Below are 17,063 nucleotides of genomic sequence, written 5' to 3'. Positions count from 1 at the left end.
GGAGAGATCCGGTCATCCAGGTGGCACACAACGACTATGAATCGTCGTGCCTGTGGCGCTGAAAGTTTTGAATATCGCGACGGTCGCGACGATCCGGACGCCCCTTTGGTGGCTGCATGCTCTTGTCCATGCGGCGAATTTCGGCCTCTCTGGTGCGACGTTCGACGCTGGCCTGCGTTTCACGATAGAGCGCCTGAGCCTCGGACGCGCCGCGACGCTTGTCACTGACATCAATGATCTCGACTTCGATCCGATCCCACCCCTGAGGTAGCGTCAGCAGTGCGCCGGTCTCGACAATCTTGCTGACCTTGGTGCGCGCGCCGTTGTAATGAACCTTGCCGCCATCGATGGCCTTCTGTGCCAGCCCGCGTGTCTTGAAAAATCGGGCGGCCCAGAGCCACTTGTCGAGTCGAACCTGTTCGCTGTCGCTCATGCCATGTCTCCACACCGTTTCTGGGTGTCAATATGGGGGCAAATGTCATGCTCTCAAGCCCCTGTCATTGCAGGGCCGGACAGAGCGGTCGACAATACAGTGCGTAACCCGTGCAGCATGCGTCGAGACGGCGCCCTGCCCGCCGTCCCCGTTTTCGAAGCCCTGGAGGTAAACACATGTCCCCATCAAAAAAACCCGAAATCGGGCGGCGGCAGGCGATCGCCCAGAGTCGGCTTTTTGCCATTGAAGCGCTGGAGCTTGAGTTTTCCAACGGTGAACAGCGCACCTTTGAGCGTCTGGTCAGCAATGGCCAGGGCGCCGGTGCCGTCATGATCGTGGCGATGCCCGACCCGGATCATGTCCTGTTGATTCAGGAGTATGCGGTCGGCATCGAGGACTATGCCCTGACGCTGCCCAAGGGCGTCGTTGACCCGGGCGAGGACATCATCACGGCAGCCAATCGCGAGCTTCGCGAAGAGTGTGGCTATGGAGCGCATGTGATCGAACCGCTGATCGAGCTGACGCTGGCCCCCAACTATATGACCCATCGTATCCATGTGGTCATGGCCACGCAGCTCTATGAGGAACGCCTGCCGGGTGATGAGCCCGAGCCGCTGGTCGTCGAAAAATACCCCATCGAAGACATCGCGGCGCTGCTGGCCCGCGGCGATTTTCATGAAGGGCGGGCCATCGCAGCGCTTTTTATCGCCAGAGAACGGCTTCGCGAACGACAGGAAACGCCCGACCCCATGTTCTGGTAGATCCGTACTCGGCTCGTTACGGTCCATGATTTCGCAACCGGTCACAGGAACCATTAACAAAGCAAGGGGCCCGGCAGCTGACGCCGCCGGGCCCCTCTATAAATCAACTACAATACAGACAGCGATCAGTTGCTGGACGGGCTGGCACCGTGCTCGGTCTGGTCACCGGTTTCCATTGGCTCGGTAGACTGCATCTGGGCAGAGTGTCCCTGACGTCCGGTCATGGTTTCGTCAGCACTCTGGGTGCCCGGGCTGTTCATGGAACTACTGCTGGACTCGCTCATGCCGTCCATGTCATTCATCTGTGCCGAACCACCGTTACCACCCTGATCGGTCGTTGTGGTTTCAGAACTGGTTGCACTGTTGTCCATGGTGCTGGAAGTTTCATTGGCTGCCGCACCGGTCATTTCCTGACCTTCACTGGATGCACCGTTTTGTGTGGCCTGTGTTGACGCCATGGCAGACATGGCCGGCAGCATGAAAGCGGCACAAAAAACGGTAGCGATTACTTTTTTCATGAGTACTCCCTCCAGGGATCTGATTTTTGTTCCGGCACAGCAGACATTGTCATGTCGCACTACCGGGTAAACAGATACTTCCTGCAACGAATATCAGACGACATTGCAGTCTGCCTGCCAAACCAAGGGAGGCAGTCACCGTGGCGCACAGAGGTGCGCCACCGGGTAAGTAGAGATAACACTAGGATACAAACAACGCTTTGTCAAAGTGTTGTACAAACTGATGTAAAGCCTGAGTAAAGGATTTTACTGCCCTTTCGATATTGCTCAGGCAGTAACATACCAGCCGGGTTTCAGGCTGCTTGTCTTGCTCACAGTCATGAAACGGGCTCGCTACCTGAAACTCCATGTCGTTTGTGCGAAAGCCTCAGCTTTTTTTAACAACAGTGCAGGGCAAGGCTTGATATCGTGAACGTCTGGAGTATCTCTATCACAGCGGACGGGACAGGAATGTCTTCCTACTACAGGCAAAAGCGCAAGATAAGCTCATCAGTACTCTCCAGCTATCTACATGTCCTGAATCTCACTCGTCGGCAGCAACATGACAGTGGCGACGGCCACCTGATCGTGTCACTGACGACGCATCTGCCCCGAATACGTGATGTCTATCTAACCATTGAGTCCATCCTGTTGCAGCAGGTCCAAGGATTTGAGATTCATCTCTACATTTCTGATCAAGATATGGAGGCTCTCGGGCAACTGCCTGCCACGCTGCAGCGGCAGGTGGATCGAGGTGTCAAGGTTGTTACCACCGTCAGGGATCATCGCTCTTACGACAAGCTCGTTCACGCTCTCAAGGCGCGCCCCGAGGCCACCATCGTGACCGCTGATGACGATGTCATCTACCCACGCGACTGGCTTGGCCGCCTGCTGGATGGCGCCAGACAATACCCTGACTGTATTGTCTGTCACCGTGGTCATCTGCTCAGGGAATCCACACCGGGGTCAGGACATATCTGCTATCAGACCTCCCGGTCCAGTGTACAAGAGCCGATCAGCCGACCCCTTTTCAATCTCATGCCCACCGGTAACGGCGGCGTGCTTTATCCGCCGGGCTCGCTTGATCCCATGGCGCTTGATCACGATGCTTTCGAATCACTGGCGCCCAATGCCGACGATATCTGGTTCAAGATGGCCTCTCTCAAACGTGGAACGCGCTGTTTTCGTGTCAATCCCTACAATGTCAACTTTCTGCCTACTCGGGCCGCCAACCATCAGCCACTTCACAAGGAAAACGTCAAGGGTGACGGCAACAACCAGAAATTTGATAACTGTCTTAAAAGCTACCCCGAGCTCATGCCAAAGCTTCTTGCCTCGTAAGCAGGTAATATTGCGCCATCAGGAACTGAATACATTTCCGGACCCGCTGGCCTGAAACCATGACACAACGCGTTTTACTGATTGTTCGTAAACTCAATATTGGTGGCATCCAGCGCGTCACCATTAATCTTGCCAATGTACTTCATCGGGCCGGCCACGACGTCCATGTCCTTGTCCTCAAGGGGGGAGATGAGCTGCTGCCGCAGCCCGGTGTCACGCTTCATTATGAAGATTTCGACAAGGCCTTTCGTCGTACCGGAGCGGGACTGGCCTATGATCTGGTGACGCGCGGGCTGCTCAAACCGGTGTTGCCCGGCTCCGGATTTGTCTGGCGCGGCCATTACGGAGGGCGCTATCTGGCGCGCTTCGTTGAGCAACTCGAACGCACCCACGGCCCGGTCGATCGCATCATCGCGCGCGGCCAGGGCGCCTTTGAAACGATATGGCCCTGGCGGGACCCACGCTTTTGGCAGGTCACTGTGTCCTGGCCGGGAGAGTATGGCGGCAGGCTCAAGGGCTTTTATCTACGGCGCCTTTATGACGGCAAGCGTGTGGTCTGCAATACCCCCAACGTGCGCAAACAGCTCGAAAAGCAGCTTGAACACCATCACGTTTCGCCTTCTCACTGGGCCACGATCGGTAATCCCTGCGATATAGAAGCCATCCGGGCCATGGCAGAGGACACCCCTGACGATCTACCCACCAGACCCTACGTGGTTCATGTCTGCCGCCTGTCACGGGTCAAGCGTCAGGATTTTCTGATCCGCGCCTATCTGAAGTCAGGTATCGAGGAAGACCTGGTCATCGTGGGCGATGGCCCCCTGCGCGAAAGCGTTGAACAACTTATCGATGAGCTGGGCGTGCGCGATCGTGTGCATCTCATCGGCAGTCGCACCAACCCCTACCCCTGGATGAAGCACGCCCGCCTTTTCGTTTTGAGTTCCATGAGCGAGGCCTTTGGCATCGTGCTGGCAGAGAGCATGATTTGCGGCACGCCCTGCGTCGCGGTGGATGCCCCGGGCGGCATCCGCAACGTCCTGATCAACGATCAGCGTCGTCTGATTGTCGAAAACACGATCGACGGGCTGGCCGAAGGCATTCGAGAAGGACTCAAAAGGCCCCCGGCACTGGAAAAGGACCCGGAGCTGATCGAGCGCTATCGTGATACCCGTATCATGCAGCAGTTTCTTGAGTTACCCACGACGTAGCGCACCGATGCGCCGTGCCCGCCTCACGCCGCGGTGGGCATGGTAGACTCCCCCTGCGCACCCTGTCTGGATTGATCGGTTTAATTCATGTCTCCAAGGTTTTTTCACACCGCTGCCCCTTCCCGGGATGAAGATGCCTTTGCCCGTCTGGGCAGCCACCGCCTTCGCTGGTCGATGCGCCGCGTTCGCCTTCAGGAGTGGCTGAAATCCTCGTTTCAACAGCGCGTCGGCATTCCGCTTGAGGAGTTCTGGTTTCAGCGGTGGATGAAAGAGCAGCCCGGCGCTGCCCGTCTTGAAAAGGCCGGCCTGCCGCGACGTTCCATCGAAAAGCGTCTGGGCGATCGCCTGACCCTTCATATCAACCCGCGAAACATGATTCGCGACGTCAATTTCAAGGGCGTTGGCGGCGTTCGGCCATCAACCTCGGCCTTTATCTGGGATGGCGACTGGGATGACAGTCGCGGCGATCTACGCCACGGTTCGCGCTATGAGTTCATTACCGATCTGGACGTGCATCGCGACGACCTCACCCTGACACGACGCTTTCAGACGCATGCTGCCGGCATCAGGGCGGGTACACCCTGGGCCTCGGCACATGAAGGCATTCTGCTCGACAGTGAAGAAAAGATTCAGGCCTATCTCGGCATCTATCTGGGATTTCTCGATGACATGGCGCGTCTGGGTTTTGACGCCGACCGCGGCAAGGATGCCCTGGGCGTGGTGGTCACGCGCGAAGGGCGCCTGCTCAAGATCAATCGCGGGCTGCATCGTCTGGCCATGGCACAGCGTGTGGGCCTGCCCACCATCCCGGTGACCGTACGAGCGGTCCATCGCCAGTGGTGGGACAGCGTCACGGCCGACACCACCGGACAAAACGCTCTGGACCGTCTCGCGCAGGCGCTTGAAGGATGCACTCCCGAAACGCGCCCCGGCCGGCTCGACCCCAGAGCCGATCAGGGGCCGATCGAATGGCCGGCACCGCGTGGGTCGCACGCAACGAAGGCGCACTGACTCACAGGTAACATAAAGCCTTCCTGTTCTCCCCCCTGACGCTCTACGCTGAAAGCGCCCTCTCAAAGGAGCCTTTTATGCATCACTTTTATAATCAGCCGGACAATCTGGTCAGCGAACTGCTTGAAGGGCTGGCCCTGTCGACCAAAGTCACCCTTTCCGATCATCGGGATGCGCGCATCGTCATGCGCTCGGACTGGCGCCCGGACCGTGACGGCCGCCAGCAGGTCGCCCTGATTTCAGGCGGCGGCTCCGGGCATGAGCCAGCGCACGCAGGCTTTGTGGGCCCAGGCATGCTGACGGCGGCCGTGGCCGGAGACATCTTCGCCTCGCCGGGCGTGGAGGCCATCCTGGCCGGTATCCGCGCCTGCTGCGGGGAAGCAGGGTGTCTTTTGATCATCAAAAACTATACCGGTGACCGACTCAATTTCGGTTTGGCCGCCGAACGCGCCCGGGAAGAGGGCTTTCAGGTTGAAACGGTGATTGTGGCCGATGATGTCGCCCTGCCGGAGGCACCCCAGCCACGCGGGCTGGCCGGCACCCTGCTGGTCCACAAGATGGCCGGCTACTGCGCCGAGCGAGGCGATGATCTCCAGGCAGTCAGCAAGGCGGCCGGTGACATGGCCGCAAGTGTGCGCTCCATGGGCATGGCGCTTTCAAGCGCCACTCTTCCCGGCCAGGAAGCCGCCACCCGCAAAACGCCCGAGCTGGGGCTGGGCATTCACAACGAACCGGGCGTGCGCCAGGTCACGCCCGACAGCGCCGATGACGCCGTTACGCAGGTGCTCGAGGCGCTGGGCCGCTCCGATAACGGGCCGTGGGTACTGATGCTCAACAATCTGGGGGGCTGTTCACCGCAGGAGATGCAGGTGCTCAAGCGCGCCTGCCTTGAGCAGCTCGGCGTTAAAAACGTATCGCTGATGCTGGGGCCGGCACCGCTGATGACCTCACTGGACATGCACGGCTTTTCCGTTACGCTCGCGCCGGCCGATGAGACCACCATCGATGCCCTGTCAGCACCTGTTGAAGCACCTGCCTGGCCTGCCCCGCAGAAGGTGCACGATATCGAGACCTTCTCACCGCGCTTCAGCCAGCAGCCCCCGGCCGGTGAAGGCCGCCATAATGACACCCGGGCGCAACTGATCAAGCGCCTTGCGATAACTATTGAAGGCAGCGAAAAGGCACTGGACGAGCTGGATTCAAAAGTCGGCGATGGCGACGCCGGTGCGACCTTTGCCGCCGGCGCTCGTGCCGTAGCGAAAGCGCTGGAGGAGAAACGGCTCTCCACTGGCGAAGACGCCCGCCTTGCCAGCGAGCTGGGGCATCTATTTGCCACCGCCATGGGCGGCTCCAGCGGCGTGCTGCTCTCGATTCTGATGACCAGCGCCGCCCAGCGGTTGGAAAGCCAGGGCCGGACCGACTGGCCCGGCGCCCTGCAGTCAGGCGTTGAGCGCATGCAGCATTACGGCGGCGCCAGTCAGGGGGATCGTACCATGCTGGACGCGTTGATCCCGGCCATCGAGGCTCTGGCCGCCGGCCAGAGCCTTGAGGCAGCGGCGCGCTCGGCCCGTTCAGGCGCTGATGAGACCGCCAGCATGCGCCGGGCCGGCGCCGGGCGCTCCTCGCTGGTGCCGGAGCAGGCGCTTGACGGCGTGGTCGACCCGGGCGCCGAGGCCGTGGCGCGCCTGTTTGAAGCGCTGGCCGGCAGCGATAGCCGACGCTGATCCGCGCAAGCGACATAAAAAAAGCCGCCCAACCGGGCGGCTTTTGCTTTCAGGTGCAGGCTCAGTCAAACACGACCTTGGCCACGTCCTGATAGGTGCGGGCAAAGTTCACGGTCATGCCCTCCTTGAGATAGTCCGGCAGCTCATCGAAGTCGCGCTGGTTGGCCTGCGGCAGGATCAGCTCGAAGATGGCGCTGCGCCGGGCGGCAATGACCTTCTCGCGAATGCCGCCCACCGGCAGCACCTGACCGGTCAGCGTAATCTCGCCTGTCATGGCCAGCGGCCGATTGATGTCCTGACCGCGCGCCAGTGACAGCAGTGCGGTGGTCATGGTTACCCCGGCTGACGGACCGTCCTTGGGCGTGGCGCCCTCCGGTACGTGCAGGTGGATAAAGGCCTGATCGAAGTAGCCCGGCTGGGCGCCGAACTCCTGCAGATGACCGAGCACGAAGCTATAGGCCAGATTAGCGGACTCCTGCATAACGTCGCCCAGCTTGCCGGTCAGCTTGATGCCGCGCTGAAGACCGTGCACCCGGGTCGCCTCGATGGGCAGGGTCGCCCCGCCCATGGCCGTCCAGGCAAGACCCGTGACCACACCCACGCCCTTGAGCACCTTCTCCTTGCGGAAAATCGGTGCGCCCAGGAACTCTTCCAGGTTGTTGACCGACACCTTGACCGTTTCGAGATCCTCTTCCAGCAGTTTGACCGCGGCCTTGCGCACGATCCGGTGTAGCTGCTTTTCCAACTGGCGCACACCGGATTCCCGCGCGTAGCCCTCGATGACGTGCTTGAGCGCGGCATCGGTGAGATTGATGCGCTTTTTGGGGATGCGATCACGCTCCAGAAGCCTGGGCCAGAGGTGGTGTTTGGCAATCGCCACCTTCTCTTCGGCAATGTAGCCGGCCAGTCGAATCTGCTCCATGCGGTCCAGAAGTGCCGCGGGGATCGTATCAAGCTGGTTGGCCGTACACACAAACAGCACCTTGGAGAGGTCCATGCGCACATCGAGATAGTGATCAAGGAAGTCAACGTTCTGCTCGGGATCAAGCACTTCCAGCAGCGCCGAGGCCGGATCGCCCTGGAAGGACTGGCCCAGCTTGTCGATCTCATCGAGCATGATGACCGGGTTCTCGACATCGACCTCCTTCATCGCCTGCACCAGCTTGCCGGGCATGGCGCCAATATAGGTGCGACGATGGCCCTTGATCTCGGCCTCATCCCGCATGCCGCCCACCGAAAAGCGGTAGAACTTGCGGCCCAGCGCTTCGGCAATCGAGCGGCCCACGGAGGTCTTGCCTACCCCGGGCGGGCCCACCAACAGCAGAATCGAGCCGCCGACGTCGCCCTTGAAGGCGCCTTCGGCGAGAAACTCGATGATGCGGTTTTTAACGTCCTGCAGCCCGTCGTGGTCGCGGTCGAGCACGTGACGCGCATGGGGCAGGTCGAGCTGATCCTCGGAGGTGATCCCCCAGGGCAGCGCCGTCAGCCAGTCAAGATAGTTGCGCGTGGTCCCGTACTCGGGCGAGCCGGTCTCCAGCACGGACAGCTTGCCCAGCTCGTCATCGATGCGGGCCTGAACGCGCTCGGGTACGACCTTGCCCTCCAGGCGCTCACGGAAGGTATCGACGTCGTTTTCCCGGTCATCCTTGGAGATGCCCAGCTCTTTCTGAATGACCTTGAGCTGCTCGCGCAAAAAGAACTCGCGCTGGCGCTCCTGCATCTGCGCGTTGACCTGCTCGGAGATCTCGCTTTGCAGCTGCGCGACCTCGATCTCCTTGCGCAGCAGGGGCAGCACGACCTGCATGCGATCCAGTACCGGCAGGGTCTCCAGCACCGACTGAAGCTCCGGCCCTCGCGCCGAGGTGATGGCGGCGGCAAAGTCGGTCAGCGGCCCGGGCTCGTTGGGGCTGAAGCGATTGAGATAGTGCTTGAGCTCCTCCCCGTAGAGCGGGTTGATGGGCAAAAGCTCCTTGATGCCATTGATGATGGCCATTGCATAGGCACGCGTCTCGTCGCTTTCCTTCTCGACCGGTTCTCTGGGGTAGTGGACCTCGACAAGATAGGGCGGCTCCTGGGAGAGCCAGCGCGTGATCTTGAAACGACGCAGCCCCTGAGCGATGAACTGCAGCTGCTCTTCGTTGTTTTCGGCGCGATGCACCCGTACGGCGGTGCCATAGACTGGGAACTCGTCCGGCGACGGGTCGGACCCGGTATCGCCGATAAAGGTCAGCCCCACGATATGGTGAGATGTATTGCCAACCTGTTCGAGCGTATCGCTCCAGCGCTTTTTATTGAGCACCAGCGGCTGGACCTGAGCCGGAAAAAAGGGGCGATTGTGTACCGGCAGCAGATAGAGCCGTTCGGGCAGGTATTCACTGGCCGGTACCACAGCCTGTGTCATGGCACTGCCATTGTCGTCACCGGTCTCGATGGTGTAGTCGGACTGATCTTCTTCACTCATGGGCCACCCTGCTCTCCCGTATCAAAACCGTTCACCGAGGGCGATGCCCTGATGGCACCGGATTCCCGGCGTTACCTGTTGTTTCTGGCAATGCGGGCACCGGACAGCGTTATCAAGTCCGGCGCATGTTAAAACCACTGACCGATCAAAACGACAGCGGCTGCCCCTGGCAGCCGCGCAATACATTCCTGACAGACTCGTATCGTTCCTGAAAGCCTAGTTCAACAAAAACCAGGGCTCATCATTGATCAAAAACACCCCCTTGCGAATGGCCAGCTCCAGCGTCCCCTGCTCCGGCGGCTGTCCGGCGATCAGTGCCAGAAGCGGCGGCGTATTGTGCAACGTGAACTGGCCATCAAGGCGGCGTTTGAAGGCCGCCCGCCCCCAGGACGTTCTCAAACGCTCGACGCGGGTTGCCGCAATGTCGGTGCCATCCAGCGTCAGATCGCCGTCCAGATGCATCTGCTGCTCCAGCATCGGGCTTTCCAGCTGCAGGCTTTTCACCACCAGCCGGGGCGAGTCGCTCAATACGGCAAAAAAGTCTTTTTGCCACGGCGCGATCAGCGAGCCGATATCATGCACATCGGCATCGACCGTCCGATCAACGACGCCATCTTTCGGGTCGGCAGGTTGCCGGTCGCCCTGCCAGCGCTGCTCGACATCCCGGCCGATGGTCTGCAGCAGTGCCCGAGCGGCCTGCTCATCGATGCGTTCGATGACGGCATCCAGCGAGGCGCTGCCCAGCTGTTGCTCGGAGAGCGCGGCATTGCCCAGATGCGCCGTCAGCACATAGCTGAGCTCCTGGCGTTCATGATGCGTGCTGCCCTCGACATGCAGGTCGCTGAATGTCAGGGGAAGCCCGCCCTGACGCTGCAGCCGGGCACTGCCGACATCCAGGCTGTCCAATCGACCGGCCTGGCCACCTTCAAGTGTTGGTGTGTCTTCATCGCTGTCGGCTGTCGGAAACAGCATCGACCAGTGCGTGTCGCCAAGGGTCACATGACGCTGGGGGCTTTCGTGCTCCAGCGCATCCCACCGGCCATCAAGACGCAGACCCCGGTCGTCATCAACCACCCTGACACTGGCCCCGGCCAGACGAAACGTCATGTCATGGCCCTGATAGTGCAGTGTGTCGGGGAATCCGGCATTGAGCGTGAGTTCATGGCCGAGATGCCTGATACGACCATCAAAATCGATGCTTTCGCCGTCGGAGAGTGCTTCAGCCAGCAACGCCGTGCCGCCACGGGTCTCGATGTCACCACGTCCCGAGAATCGGGTGCTCCAGAGACCATAGGCGACCCGCCAGTCAATGATGGCGGCAGGTGTGTTCGCATCCGTTTCGGTCGTGATGACCCTGAGCGTGCCATTGGAGGAGAAAAACCCATCGCTTTCGACGGTATTGATGGCGCGAATGCCTGACAGTGCATTGATGTCGGCGACCTGCTCGGCCATCCGGGCGCGCACCTCGTAACGACTCCAGGCAAGCCCTGCCAGCCAGAGCACCAGCGCCAGTACGATCAGCCCCAACAGTGACATTGCCACTTTTTTTTTCATCGGTACTCCCCGGGAATCGATGCGCCGGTGCGGGCCGGCACAAGGCGTACTGGTGCAGACCGTTTATGCGGCGACAGGATTATTTTATCAAACAATCCTAATGCAGCCAGAGCCATACGTGCATCACGCTCCAGGCGTAGATACCGGCCAGCACGTCATCGGCCATGATGCCAAACCCGCCCGCCACGCGGCGATCCACCGTGCGCACCGGCCAGGGCTTGATGACGTCAAAGACCCGAAAGATAACAAAGCCCCACAGCGCGGACTGCCAGGAAAACGGCACGGCGGCCATGGTCAACCAGTAGCCGACGAACTCGTCCCAGACGATCCCCGAGTGATCATGAACGCCCAGGTCCTTCGAGGTGCGATCGCAAAGATAGATGCCGATCACGGTCGCCACGCCCAGAATGGCGAGATAGATGCCCAGCGGCAGCGTCGACATCAGCCAGTAGAAGGGAATCGCTGCCAGGGTACCGAACGTGCCCGGGGCAAAGGGCGCGGCCCCGCTGCCCAGCCCAAAGGCCAGAAAGTGGACCGGGCGGCGCCAGACGCTTGCGGGTGCACGGTTCATGATGAGCCTCCCGCGGTGTGATCTGCGCCATGAAAGTGTTGCCAGCCCTGTCCCGTAGAGGTCACACCGGTGATGCCGGGCTCGCGGGTGACCCGACCGATGACATGCAGGTGGGCGCCCAGCCTTTCGAGCGCTTGTCGGGTCGCGGTTTCCTGCGCCACAGGCAGCGCCAGCAGGAGTTCGTAGTCGTCCCCACCGTTGAGCGCCGCCTCCAGCGCCTCATGCTCGCCCAGCGAGGCCACCAGTGCCGGATCCAGCGGAATGCTTGCACCGTCAAGACAGGCGCCCACCCCTGATCGCGCGCAGAGATGGCCCAGATCCGCCAGCAACCCATCGGAGATATCAAGACCGGCCGAGACGCTGTGACGAATACTCATCGCCTCGGCGACACGCGGGGCGGGTCGCAGATAGGCCGCCACCAGCGGATGGCGCTCGTCGCGCTGGCCGTCAAACCAGGCGCGCAGACCGCCATGCGCGCTGCCAAGCACGCCGGTGACCGCCAGCAGATCATCAGGGCGGGCCCCGTGACGGGTAATGGCATCGTCATCACCCAGCTCGCCATGCACGGTAATGGTAATGGAGAGCTCCTGACCGCGCGTGATGTCTCCACCCACCAGCGCGATGTCATGCTCGCGCGCCAGACCATAGAGACCGCGCGCGAAGCCTTCCAGCCACTGCTCGTCGACATCGGGCAGCGTCAGTGCCAGCACGAACCAGCGCGGTCTGGCGCCCATGGCCGCCAGATCGCTCAGGTTGACCGCCAGCGCCCGATGGCCGATCGCCTCCGGCGAGGCGTCGCGCGGGAAGTGCACATCGGCCAGCGACGTGTCCACACTGACCGCCAGACGGTGGCCGGGAGACGGCGCCAGCAGCGCACAGTCATCCCCCTGCCCCAGCACCACACCGGCACGGGCCTGGTGTGGTGACACGTGATCCGAGCGGCAGGCGTGTTCGACGTCCTGCATGAAATAACGCCTGATGAGATCAAACTCGCCAGGAGTGGCTGCATCGCTCATCGCCCGGACATCTCCCTGACAGGTGAAGGAAAGCGCTGATCAGTCATGATAGGCGTGTACAGACCATGCTCTGAATGAGCCATGGTCAGTCACGGCGCCTGCGCGCCTGAACCTCGACCTCACGCAGTTGCCTGGCCAGCCGATCAAGGATGGAATTGATATATCGGTGCCCTTCGGTGGCGCCAAACGACCGCGCCAGCTCAATGCCTTCGTTGATCACCGAGATGTAGGGCACTTCCGGGCGATGGGCCAGCTCATAGGCCCCAAGGCGCAGAATGGAAAGCTCGATGCGATCGAGCTCATCCAGCTTGCGATCCAGCGCCGGCGCAATCAGGTTGTCCATCTCGCCACAGTGTCTGGCCACACCGTGAAGAAGCTGGTGAAACAGTCCCAGATCCGCGATTTTCATGACCTGAACCCAGTCTTCGTGCGGCTCCAGATCGTCATCGGCGGTCTGGGCGCGAAACTCGGTTTCAAGCTGGGTAATCGAGGTGCCCGTGATTTCCCACTGATACAGTGCCTGTACCGTCAGCTCACGTGCTGCCCTTCGGGCCTGCTGCTGCTTTGAAGGGGCCCGTTTCTGCTGGGTCACGCCACACCTCCGTGATCGGCATCATCGGAGACGTCATTGCCGCCCAGCTGACGCAGCAAAGACACCATTTCCATGGCTGCCATGGCCGCCTCAAACCCCTTGTTGCCCGCCTTGGTGCCGGCACGCTCGATGGCCTGCTCGATCGAGTTGACCGTCAGGACGCCGTTGGCAACGGGCGTGTCAAAATCAAGCTGCAGCCGATTGAGTGCGGCGTTGCACTGCCCTGCCACATGCTCGAAATGCGGGGTGCCACCGCGAATGACCGCGCCCAGAGCGATGATGGCATCCGGTTGAATACGCTCCAGCGCCCGCTTGACGGCCAGCGGCAGCTCCCAGGCACCCGGGACGTGAAGAATATCGATATTGGCATCGTCCACGCCGTGACGAACCAGTGCGTCCACGGCGCCCTCTACCAGAGAGTCGACCACGTGATGGTTGAAACGCCCGACCACGATGACGTAGCGGCCATCGATCTCGTTGAAGCGCCCTTCCAGTTGTGCAATCGGTTGCATGTCATGAAATCCTGTTGTCTCTGATAAAACGCATCTGCGTGTAATGTTAAGCCATCAGACCCGTCGTTTTTCGGGTCCTTCAGGAAAGCGATTGTTGCCGTTCATTGCTATTGTCACTGCCGCGCCGTGCGGCTGTCATCGATACTGCTGATCTGCTCGATGACTTCAAGACCAAATCCCGCCAGCGCCGAGAAGCGCCAGGGCGAGCTTAAAAGTCGCATTCGTCCGACCCCCAGGCTTCGCAGAATCTGCGCCCCGGTGCCGATACTCAAATAGTTGCCGGCCCCATCGGTCTGCGGGTCCTGCGCCCGGGGGCGCCGCTCCAGAAAAAGATCCAGCTGATCGCGAAAGTTCGTCATGCCCCGCTGGTCAGCAAGCAGCACCAGCACGCCGGTATCGCTGGCCGCAATCTCTTCGAGCGCATCGCGCGAGGACCAGCTCTGATAGCCGTCACGGCGCATCCCCAGCAGGTCGCGCAGGGCATCGGCGACGTGAACGCGCACGGTCGTGGGTTGATCGCTTTCGGGCGAGCCCTTGACCAGGGCCAGATGATGCGAGCCCTGAATCCGGTCGCGAAAGCAGTGCAGCTGAAAGGCGCCAGCGTCCGTTTCTACCGGATGGGACTCGACGTGTTCAACGGTCTGTTCGTTGTGAATGCGGTAATGAATCAGATCGGAAATGGTGCCGATTTTGATACCGTGCGTGGCGGCGAAGCGCTCAAGCTCGGGGCGCCGCGCCATGGTGCCATCCTCGTTCATGATCTCGCAGATCACACCGGTCGGCTCGAAACCGGCCATGGCGGCCAGATCGCAGGCCGCCTCGGTATGACCTGCGCGACGCAGTACGCCACCGGCCTCTGCCATCAGCGGAAAGATATGCCCGGGCTGAACGACATCGCCGGGACCGGCATTCCGAGCCGCGGCGGCCTGTACCGTGCGTGCCCGGTCACCGGCTGAAATACCGGTACTGACGCCGGTGGCCGCCTCGATGGAGACGGTAAAGCGGGTACCAAAGCCGGAACCGTTGTCGTTGACCATCAGCGACAAACCGAGCTGTTCGCAGCGCGCGCGCAGCATGGGCTGACAGATCAGGCCACAGGCATAGCGGGCCATGAAATTGATGTGCGAGGCCTCCACACACTCGGCGGCCATGATCAGATCGCCTTCATTTTCACGGTCCTCGTCATCCATGAGGATAACCATTCTGCCCTGGCGGATATCTTCAATCAGCGCTTCCACGGAAGCGAAGTTGTCCGTTGACTGACTCATAACGCTTGCCGGCTAAGCCGCTCCTTTCGATCGATGCAGGGTAGCTGGGGTGAAATCAACATTGGCGACCGGGACGGCGACCATGCACCGGTCAGGATGTGTCGTGATCGTTGACGGGGCGCGCGATGATACGCCAGTCAGGGCCAAAGGCGCGAACATCGACAATGGAAAGCTCTCGCCGCTGGGACAGTTTCTGAAGGCCCGGCAGGGTCAAAAGTCCGCGCGCCTCATCGCCCATCAGTATCGGCGCCATATAGATGACCAGCTCATTGACCAGCCCCGCATCCAGCATGGCACCGCTCAAGCGTGACCCGCTTTCAAGCAGCACCTCGTTGCACTGCTCGACATCGGCCAGATACTGCATCAGCGCCTCAAGATCGACCTGCCCGGCCGGGCTGGCCGCCAGCGTCACCACTTCGGCCCCGGCGGCCACCAGCGCTTCACGACGTCGAAAATGATCGCGATTGTCCAGTGCCCCGGGGCCGGTGGGCGAGACCGTGGCGACCAGCGTGCGCCCCGACTCCGTGAGACAGCGCGCCGTGGCCGGCAATGACAGGGTCGAATCGACAATGACGCGCAGCGGCTGGCGCACGCCCCGCTCATGCGAGACCTGAACGGCGTGTGACTCCGGATGACTGAGCTGTTCAACACGCACGGTCAGCCGGCTGTCATCGCGCATCACCGAGGCCACACCGCTTAAAATCGCGCTGGAACGCGCACGCAGATGCTGCACGTCACGACGCGCGCGCTCTCCGGTAATCCATTTGGATTCGCCGCTGGCCATGGCCGTGCGACCGTCCAGACTCATCGCCATCTTGAGCCGAACATGCGGCAGCGAGCGCGACATGCGCGAGATAAACCCCACGTTGAGCTCGCGCGCGTCCGCCTCCAGCATGCCGACACGGGTACCAACACCGGCGGCTTCCAGCATGGCGATACCGCGACCCGAGACCTGAGGATTGGGATCAAGCATGGCGGCCACGACCACATCCACTCCTGCCTCGGCCAGCGCCTTGGCGCAGGGCCCGGTGCGGCCATAGTGCGAGCACGGTTCCAGCGTGACATAGGCCGTGGCGCCGCGCGCTGCCTCGCCGGCCGCGCGCAGGGCATGAATCTCGGCGTGTGGCTCGCCGGTCAGCTCGTGCCACCCTTCCCCCACGATCTGATTACCGCGCACCAGCACACAGCCCACCCGCGGGTTGGGGTCGGTCGTATACAGGCCGCGGCGCGCCAGATGCAACGCGCGAGCCATGTAATCCTCGGGTTGGCGTGTCACGTCCGACCTTCCTTCCATGCGGCAAAAGGGTACTACCGCACCGTCTGCGGTATCCTCAATGCTCATGAGACTCCTGATCCCTGCCCGTGGCGCCGGCCCCCGATGAGGGTGCTGGCTCACTGGAAAGGCGTTCGATTTCGGCACGAAACTCGTCGATGTCCTGAAAGCGACGATAGACTGAAGCAAAGCGGATATAGGCGATCTGGTCCAGCGCCCTGAGCTGATTCATGACTTCCTCGCCAATGGCGAGGGCATTGATTTCGCGCTCGCCGCGGGCCCGAAGTCGCTGTCGGATGCGCTCGATGGCCGCCTCGATATGCTCGCTGGAGACCGGGCGCTTTTCGAGCGCCCGCAGCATGCCGGCACGCAATTTGGCAGGATCAAAGCTTTCGCGCGAGCCGTCCGCCTTGACGACCCGGGGCATGACCAGTTCGGCGGCTTCATGCGTGGTAAAACGCTCACCGCAGGCCAGGCACTGGCGACGGCGACGTACCTGATCGCCATCGGCCACCAGTCGGGAGTCGGTGACTCGCGTATCCTGCGCACCGCAAAAGGGGCAATGCATGAATGTTCTCTGTCCCGTCGATGAAAGACCCGGTGATCGGTGCCTCGAACCCTGCCGGCCGCCCGGGTTCACAGGGGCGCCATGGGTCACGATCGAAGCGGCGTCGCCATGTGCCCGGCGCGGTCGGCGTGTTGCGACATGTCGACGCATACCCGGGTCCGTATATTGTAACGTTTTACCCTGTGTTCGGAAACGCATCCCCGCGCTGCGGGCGCGAACGGGCATGATTGCGCTCGATCAGGACCAGATGCTGCCCTCTCCCCGCGGGGCCTG

The 17,063-nt window shown here is 61.4% G+C and carries 16 protein-coding genes; 5 read left to right on the top strand and 11 right to left on the bottom strand.

Annotated elements, in window-relative coordinates; translation table 11 throughout:
• Positions 1-34: 34 nt before the first annotated feature.
• Positions 35-433, bottom strand: a complete 399-nt coding sequence (locus ACS92L_RS01315; protein WP_438766515.1) for an RNA-binding S4 domain-containing protein — start codon at positions 431-433, stop codon at positions 35-37.
• Positions 434-609: 176 nt separating this feature from the next.
• Here ACS92L_RS01315 and nudE point away from each other — a divergent pair, with 176 nt between their 5' ends.
• Positions 610-1,194, top strand: coding sequence for an ADP compounds hydrolase NudE (gene nudE, locus ACS92L_RS01310; protein ID WP_438766513.1), 585 nt, complete (start codon positions 610-612; stop codon positions 1,192-1,194).
• Positions 1,195-1,319: 125 nt separating this feature from the next.
• Here nudE and ACS92L_RS01305 read toward each other — a convergent pair whose 3' ends face one another.
• Entirely contained in the window at positions 1,320-1,712 is a 393-nt protein-coding gene (locus tag ACS92L_RS01305; RefSeq protein ID WP_438766512.1) for a hypothetical protein, read from the bottom strand.
• A 450-nt stretch (positions 1,713-2,162) separates the two neighbouring features.
• On the opposite strand from ACS92L_RS01305, the gene ACS92L_RS01300 reads away from it, so the two are divergent.
• From ACS92L_RS01300 to ACS92L_RS01285, 4 genes are all read left to right on the top strand, one after another.
• Positions 2,163-3,032 (top strand): hypothetical protein, encoded by an 870-nt coding sequence (locus ACS92L_RS01300; RefSeq protein WP_438766510.1) that lies wholly within the window; start codon positions 2,163-2,165, stop codon positions 3,030-3,032.
• A gap of 59 nt (positions 3,033-3,091) precedes the next feature.
• Entirely contained in the window at positions 3,092-4,240 is a 1,149-nt protein-coding gene (locus ACS92L_RS01295; protein ID WP_438766508.1) for a glycosyltransferase, read from the top strand.
• An 87-nt stretch (positions 4,241-4,327) separates the two neighbouring features.
• Positions 4,328-5,251, top strand: a complete 924-nt coding sequence (locus ACS92L_RS01290; RefSeq protein WP_438766507.1) for a hypothetical protein — start codon at positions 4,328-4,330, stop codon at positions 5,249-5,251.
• A 77-nt stretch (positions 5,252-5,328) separates the two neighbouring features.
• Positions 5,329-6,975 (top strand): dihydroxyacetone kinase subunit DhaK, encoded by a 1,647-nt coding sequence (locus tag ACS92L_RS01285; RefSeq protein ID WP_438766506.1) that lies wholly within the window; start codon positions 5,329-5,331, stop codon positions 6,973-6,975.
• A 61-nt stretch (positions 6,976-7,036) separates the two neighbouring features.
• On the opposite strand, the gene lon is transcribed toward ACS92L_RS01285, so the two are convergent.
• From lon to nrdR, 9 genes are all read right to left on the bottom strand, one after another.
• Positions 7,037-9,436, bottom strand: a complete 2,400-nt coding sequence (gene lon / locus ACS92L_RS01280; protein ID WP_438766505.1) for an endopeptidase La — start codon at positions 9,434-9,436, stop codon at positions 7,037-7,039.
• A 216-nt stretch (positions 9,437-9,652) separates the two neighbouring features.
• Positions 9,653-10,990: a DUF945 family protein gene (locus ACS92L_RS01275; RefSeq protein WP_438766504.1), complete on the bottom strand. Its 1,338-nt coding sequence runs from the start codon at positions 10,988-10,990 to the stop codon at positions 9,653-9,655.
• 97 nt (positions 10,991-11,087) lie between these two features.
• On the bottom strand, positions 11,088-11,561 hold the full coding sequence (locus ACS92L_RS01270) for a phosphatidylglycerophosphatase A family protein (RefSeq protein ID WP_438766502.1): 474 nt from the start codon (positions 11,559-11,561) through the stop codon (positions 11,088-11,090).
• Positions 11,558-12,526 (bottom strand): thiamine-phosphate kinase, encoded by a 969-nt coding sequence (gene thiL, locus ACS92L_RS01265; RefSeq protein ID WP_438766501.1) that lies wholly within the window; start codon positions 12,524-12,526, stop codon positions 11,558-11,560. The genes ACS92L_RS01270 and thiL overlap by 4 nt, the downstream gene beginning before the upstream one ends.
• A gap of 136 nt (positions 12,527-12,662) precedes the next feature.
• Positions 12,663-13,169, bottom strand: a complete 507-nt coding sequence (nusB, locus tag ACS92L_RS01260; RefSeq protein WP_438766500.1) for a transcription antitermination factor NusB — start codon at positions 13,167-13,169, stop codon at positions 12,663-12,665.
• Entirely contained in the window at positions 13,166-13,681 is a 516-nt protein-coding gene (gene ribH, locus ACS92L_RS01255) for a 6,7-dimethyl-8-ribityllumazine synthase (RefSeq protein ID WP_438766499.1), read from the bottom strand. Before ribH ends, nusB begins: the two co-directional genes overlap by 4 nt.
• A 113-nt stretch (positions 13,682-13,794) precedes the next feature.
• A complete protein-coding gene (gene ribBA / locus ACS92L_RS01250) occupies positions 13,795-14,949 on the bottom strand; it encodes a bifunctional 3,4-dihydroxy-2-butanone-4-phosphate synthase/GTP cyclohydrolase II (RefSeq protein ID WP_438766498.1) in 1,155 nt (384 codons plus the stop codon).
• A 91-nt stretch (positions 14,950-15,040) separates the two neighbouring features.
• On the bottom strand, positions 15,041-16,243 hold the full coding sequence (gene ribD / locus ACS92L_RS01245) for a bifunctional diaminohydroxyphosphoribosylaminopyrimidine deaminase/5-amino-6-(5-phosphoribosylamino)uracil reductase RibD (RefSeq protein WP_438768369.1): 1,203 nt from the start codon (positions 16,241-16,243) through the stop codon (positions 15,041-15,043).
• Between the two features lie 37 nt (positions 16,244-16,280).
• Positions 16,281-16,790, bottom strand: coding sequence for a transcriptional regulator NrdR (gene nrdR, locus ACS92L_RS01240; RefSeq protein WP_438766496.1), 510 nt, complete (start codon positions 16,788-16,790; stop codon positions 16,281-16,283).
• Positions 16,791-17,063: the final 273 nt, after the last annotated feature.

Source organism: Kushneria halocnemicola, from assembly GCF_965650455.1.
In the GTDB taxonomy this organism is placed as follows: domain Bacteria; phylum Pseudomonadota; class Gammaproteobacteria; order Pseudomonadales; family Halomonadaceae; genus Kushneria.
The sequence above is the reverse complement of the archived record's forward strand: the minus strand, read 5'-3'. Positions and strand labels throughout refer to the sequence as shown.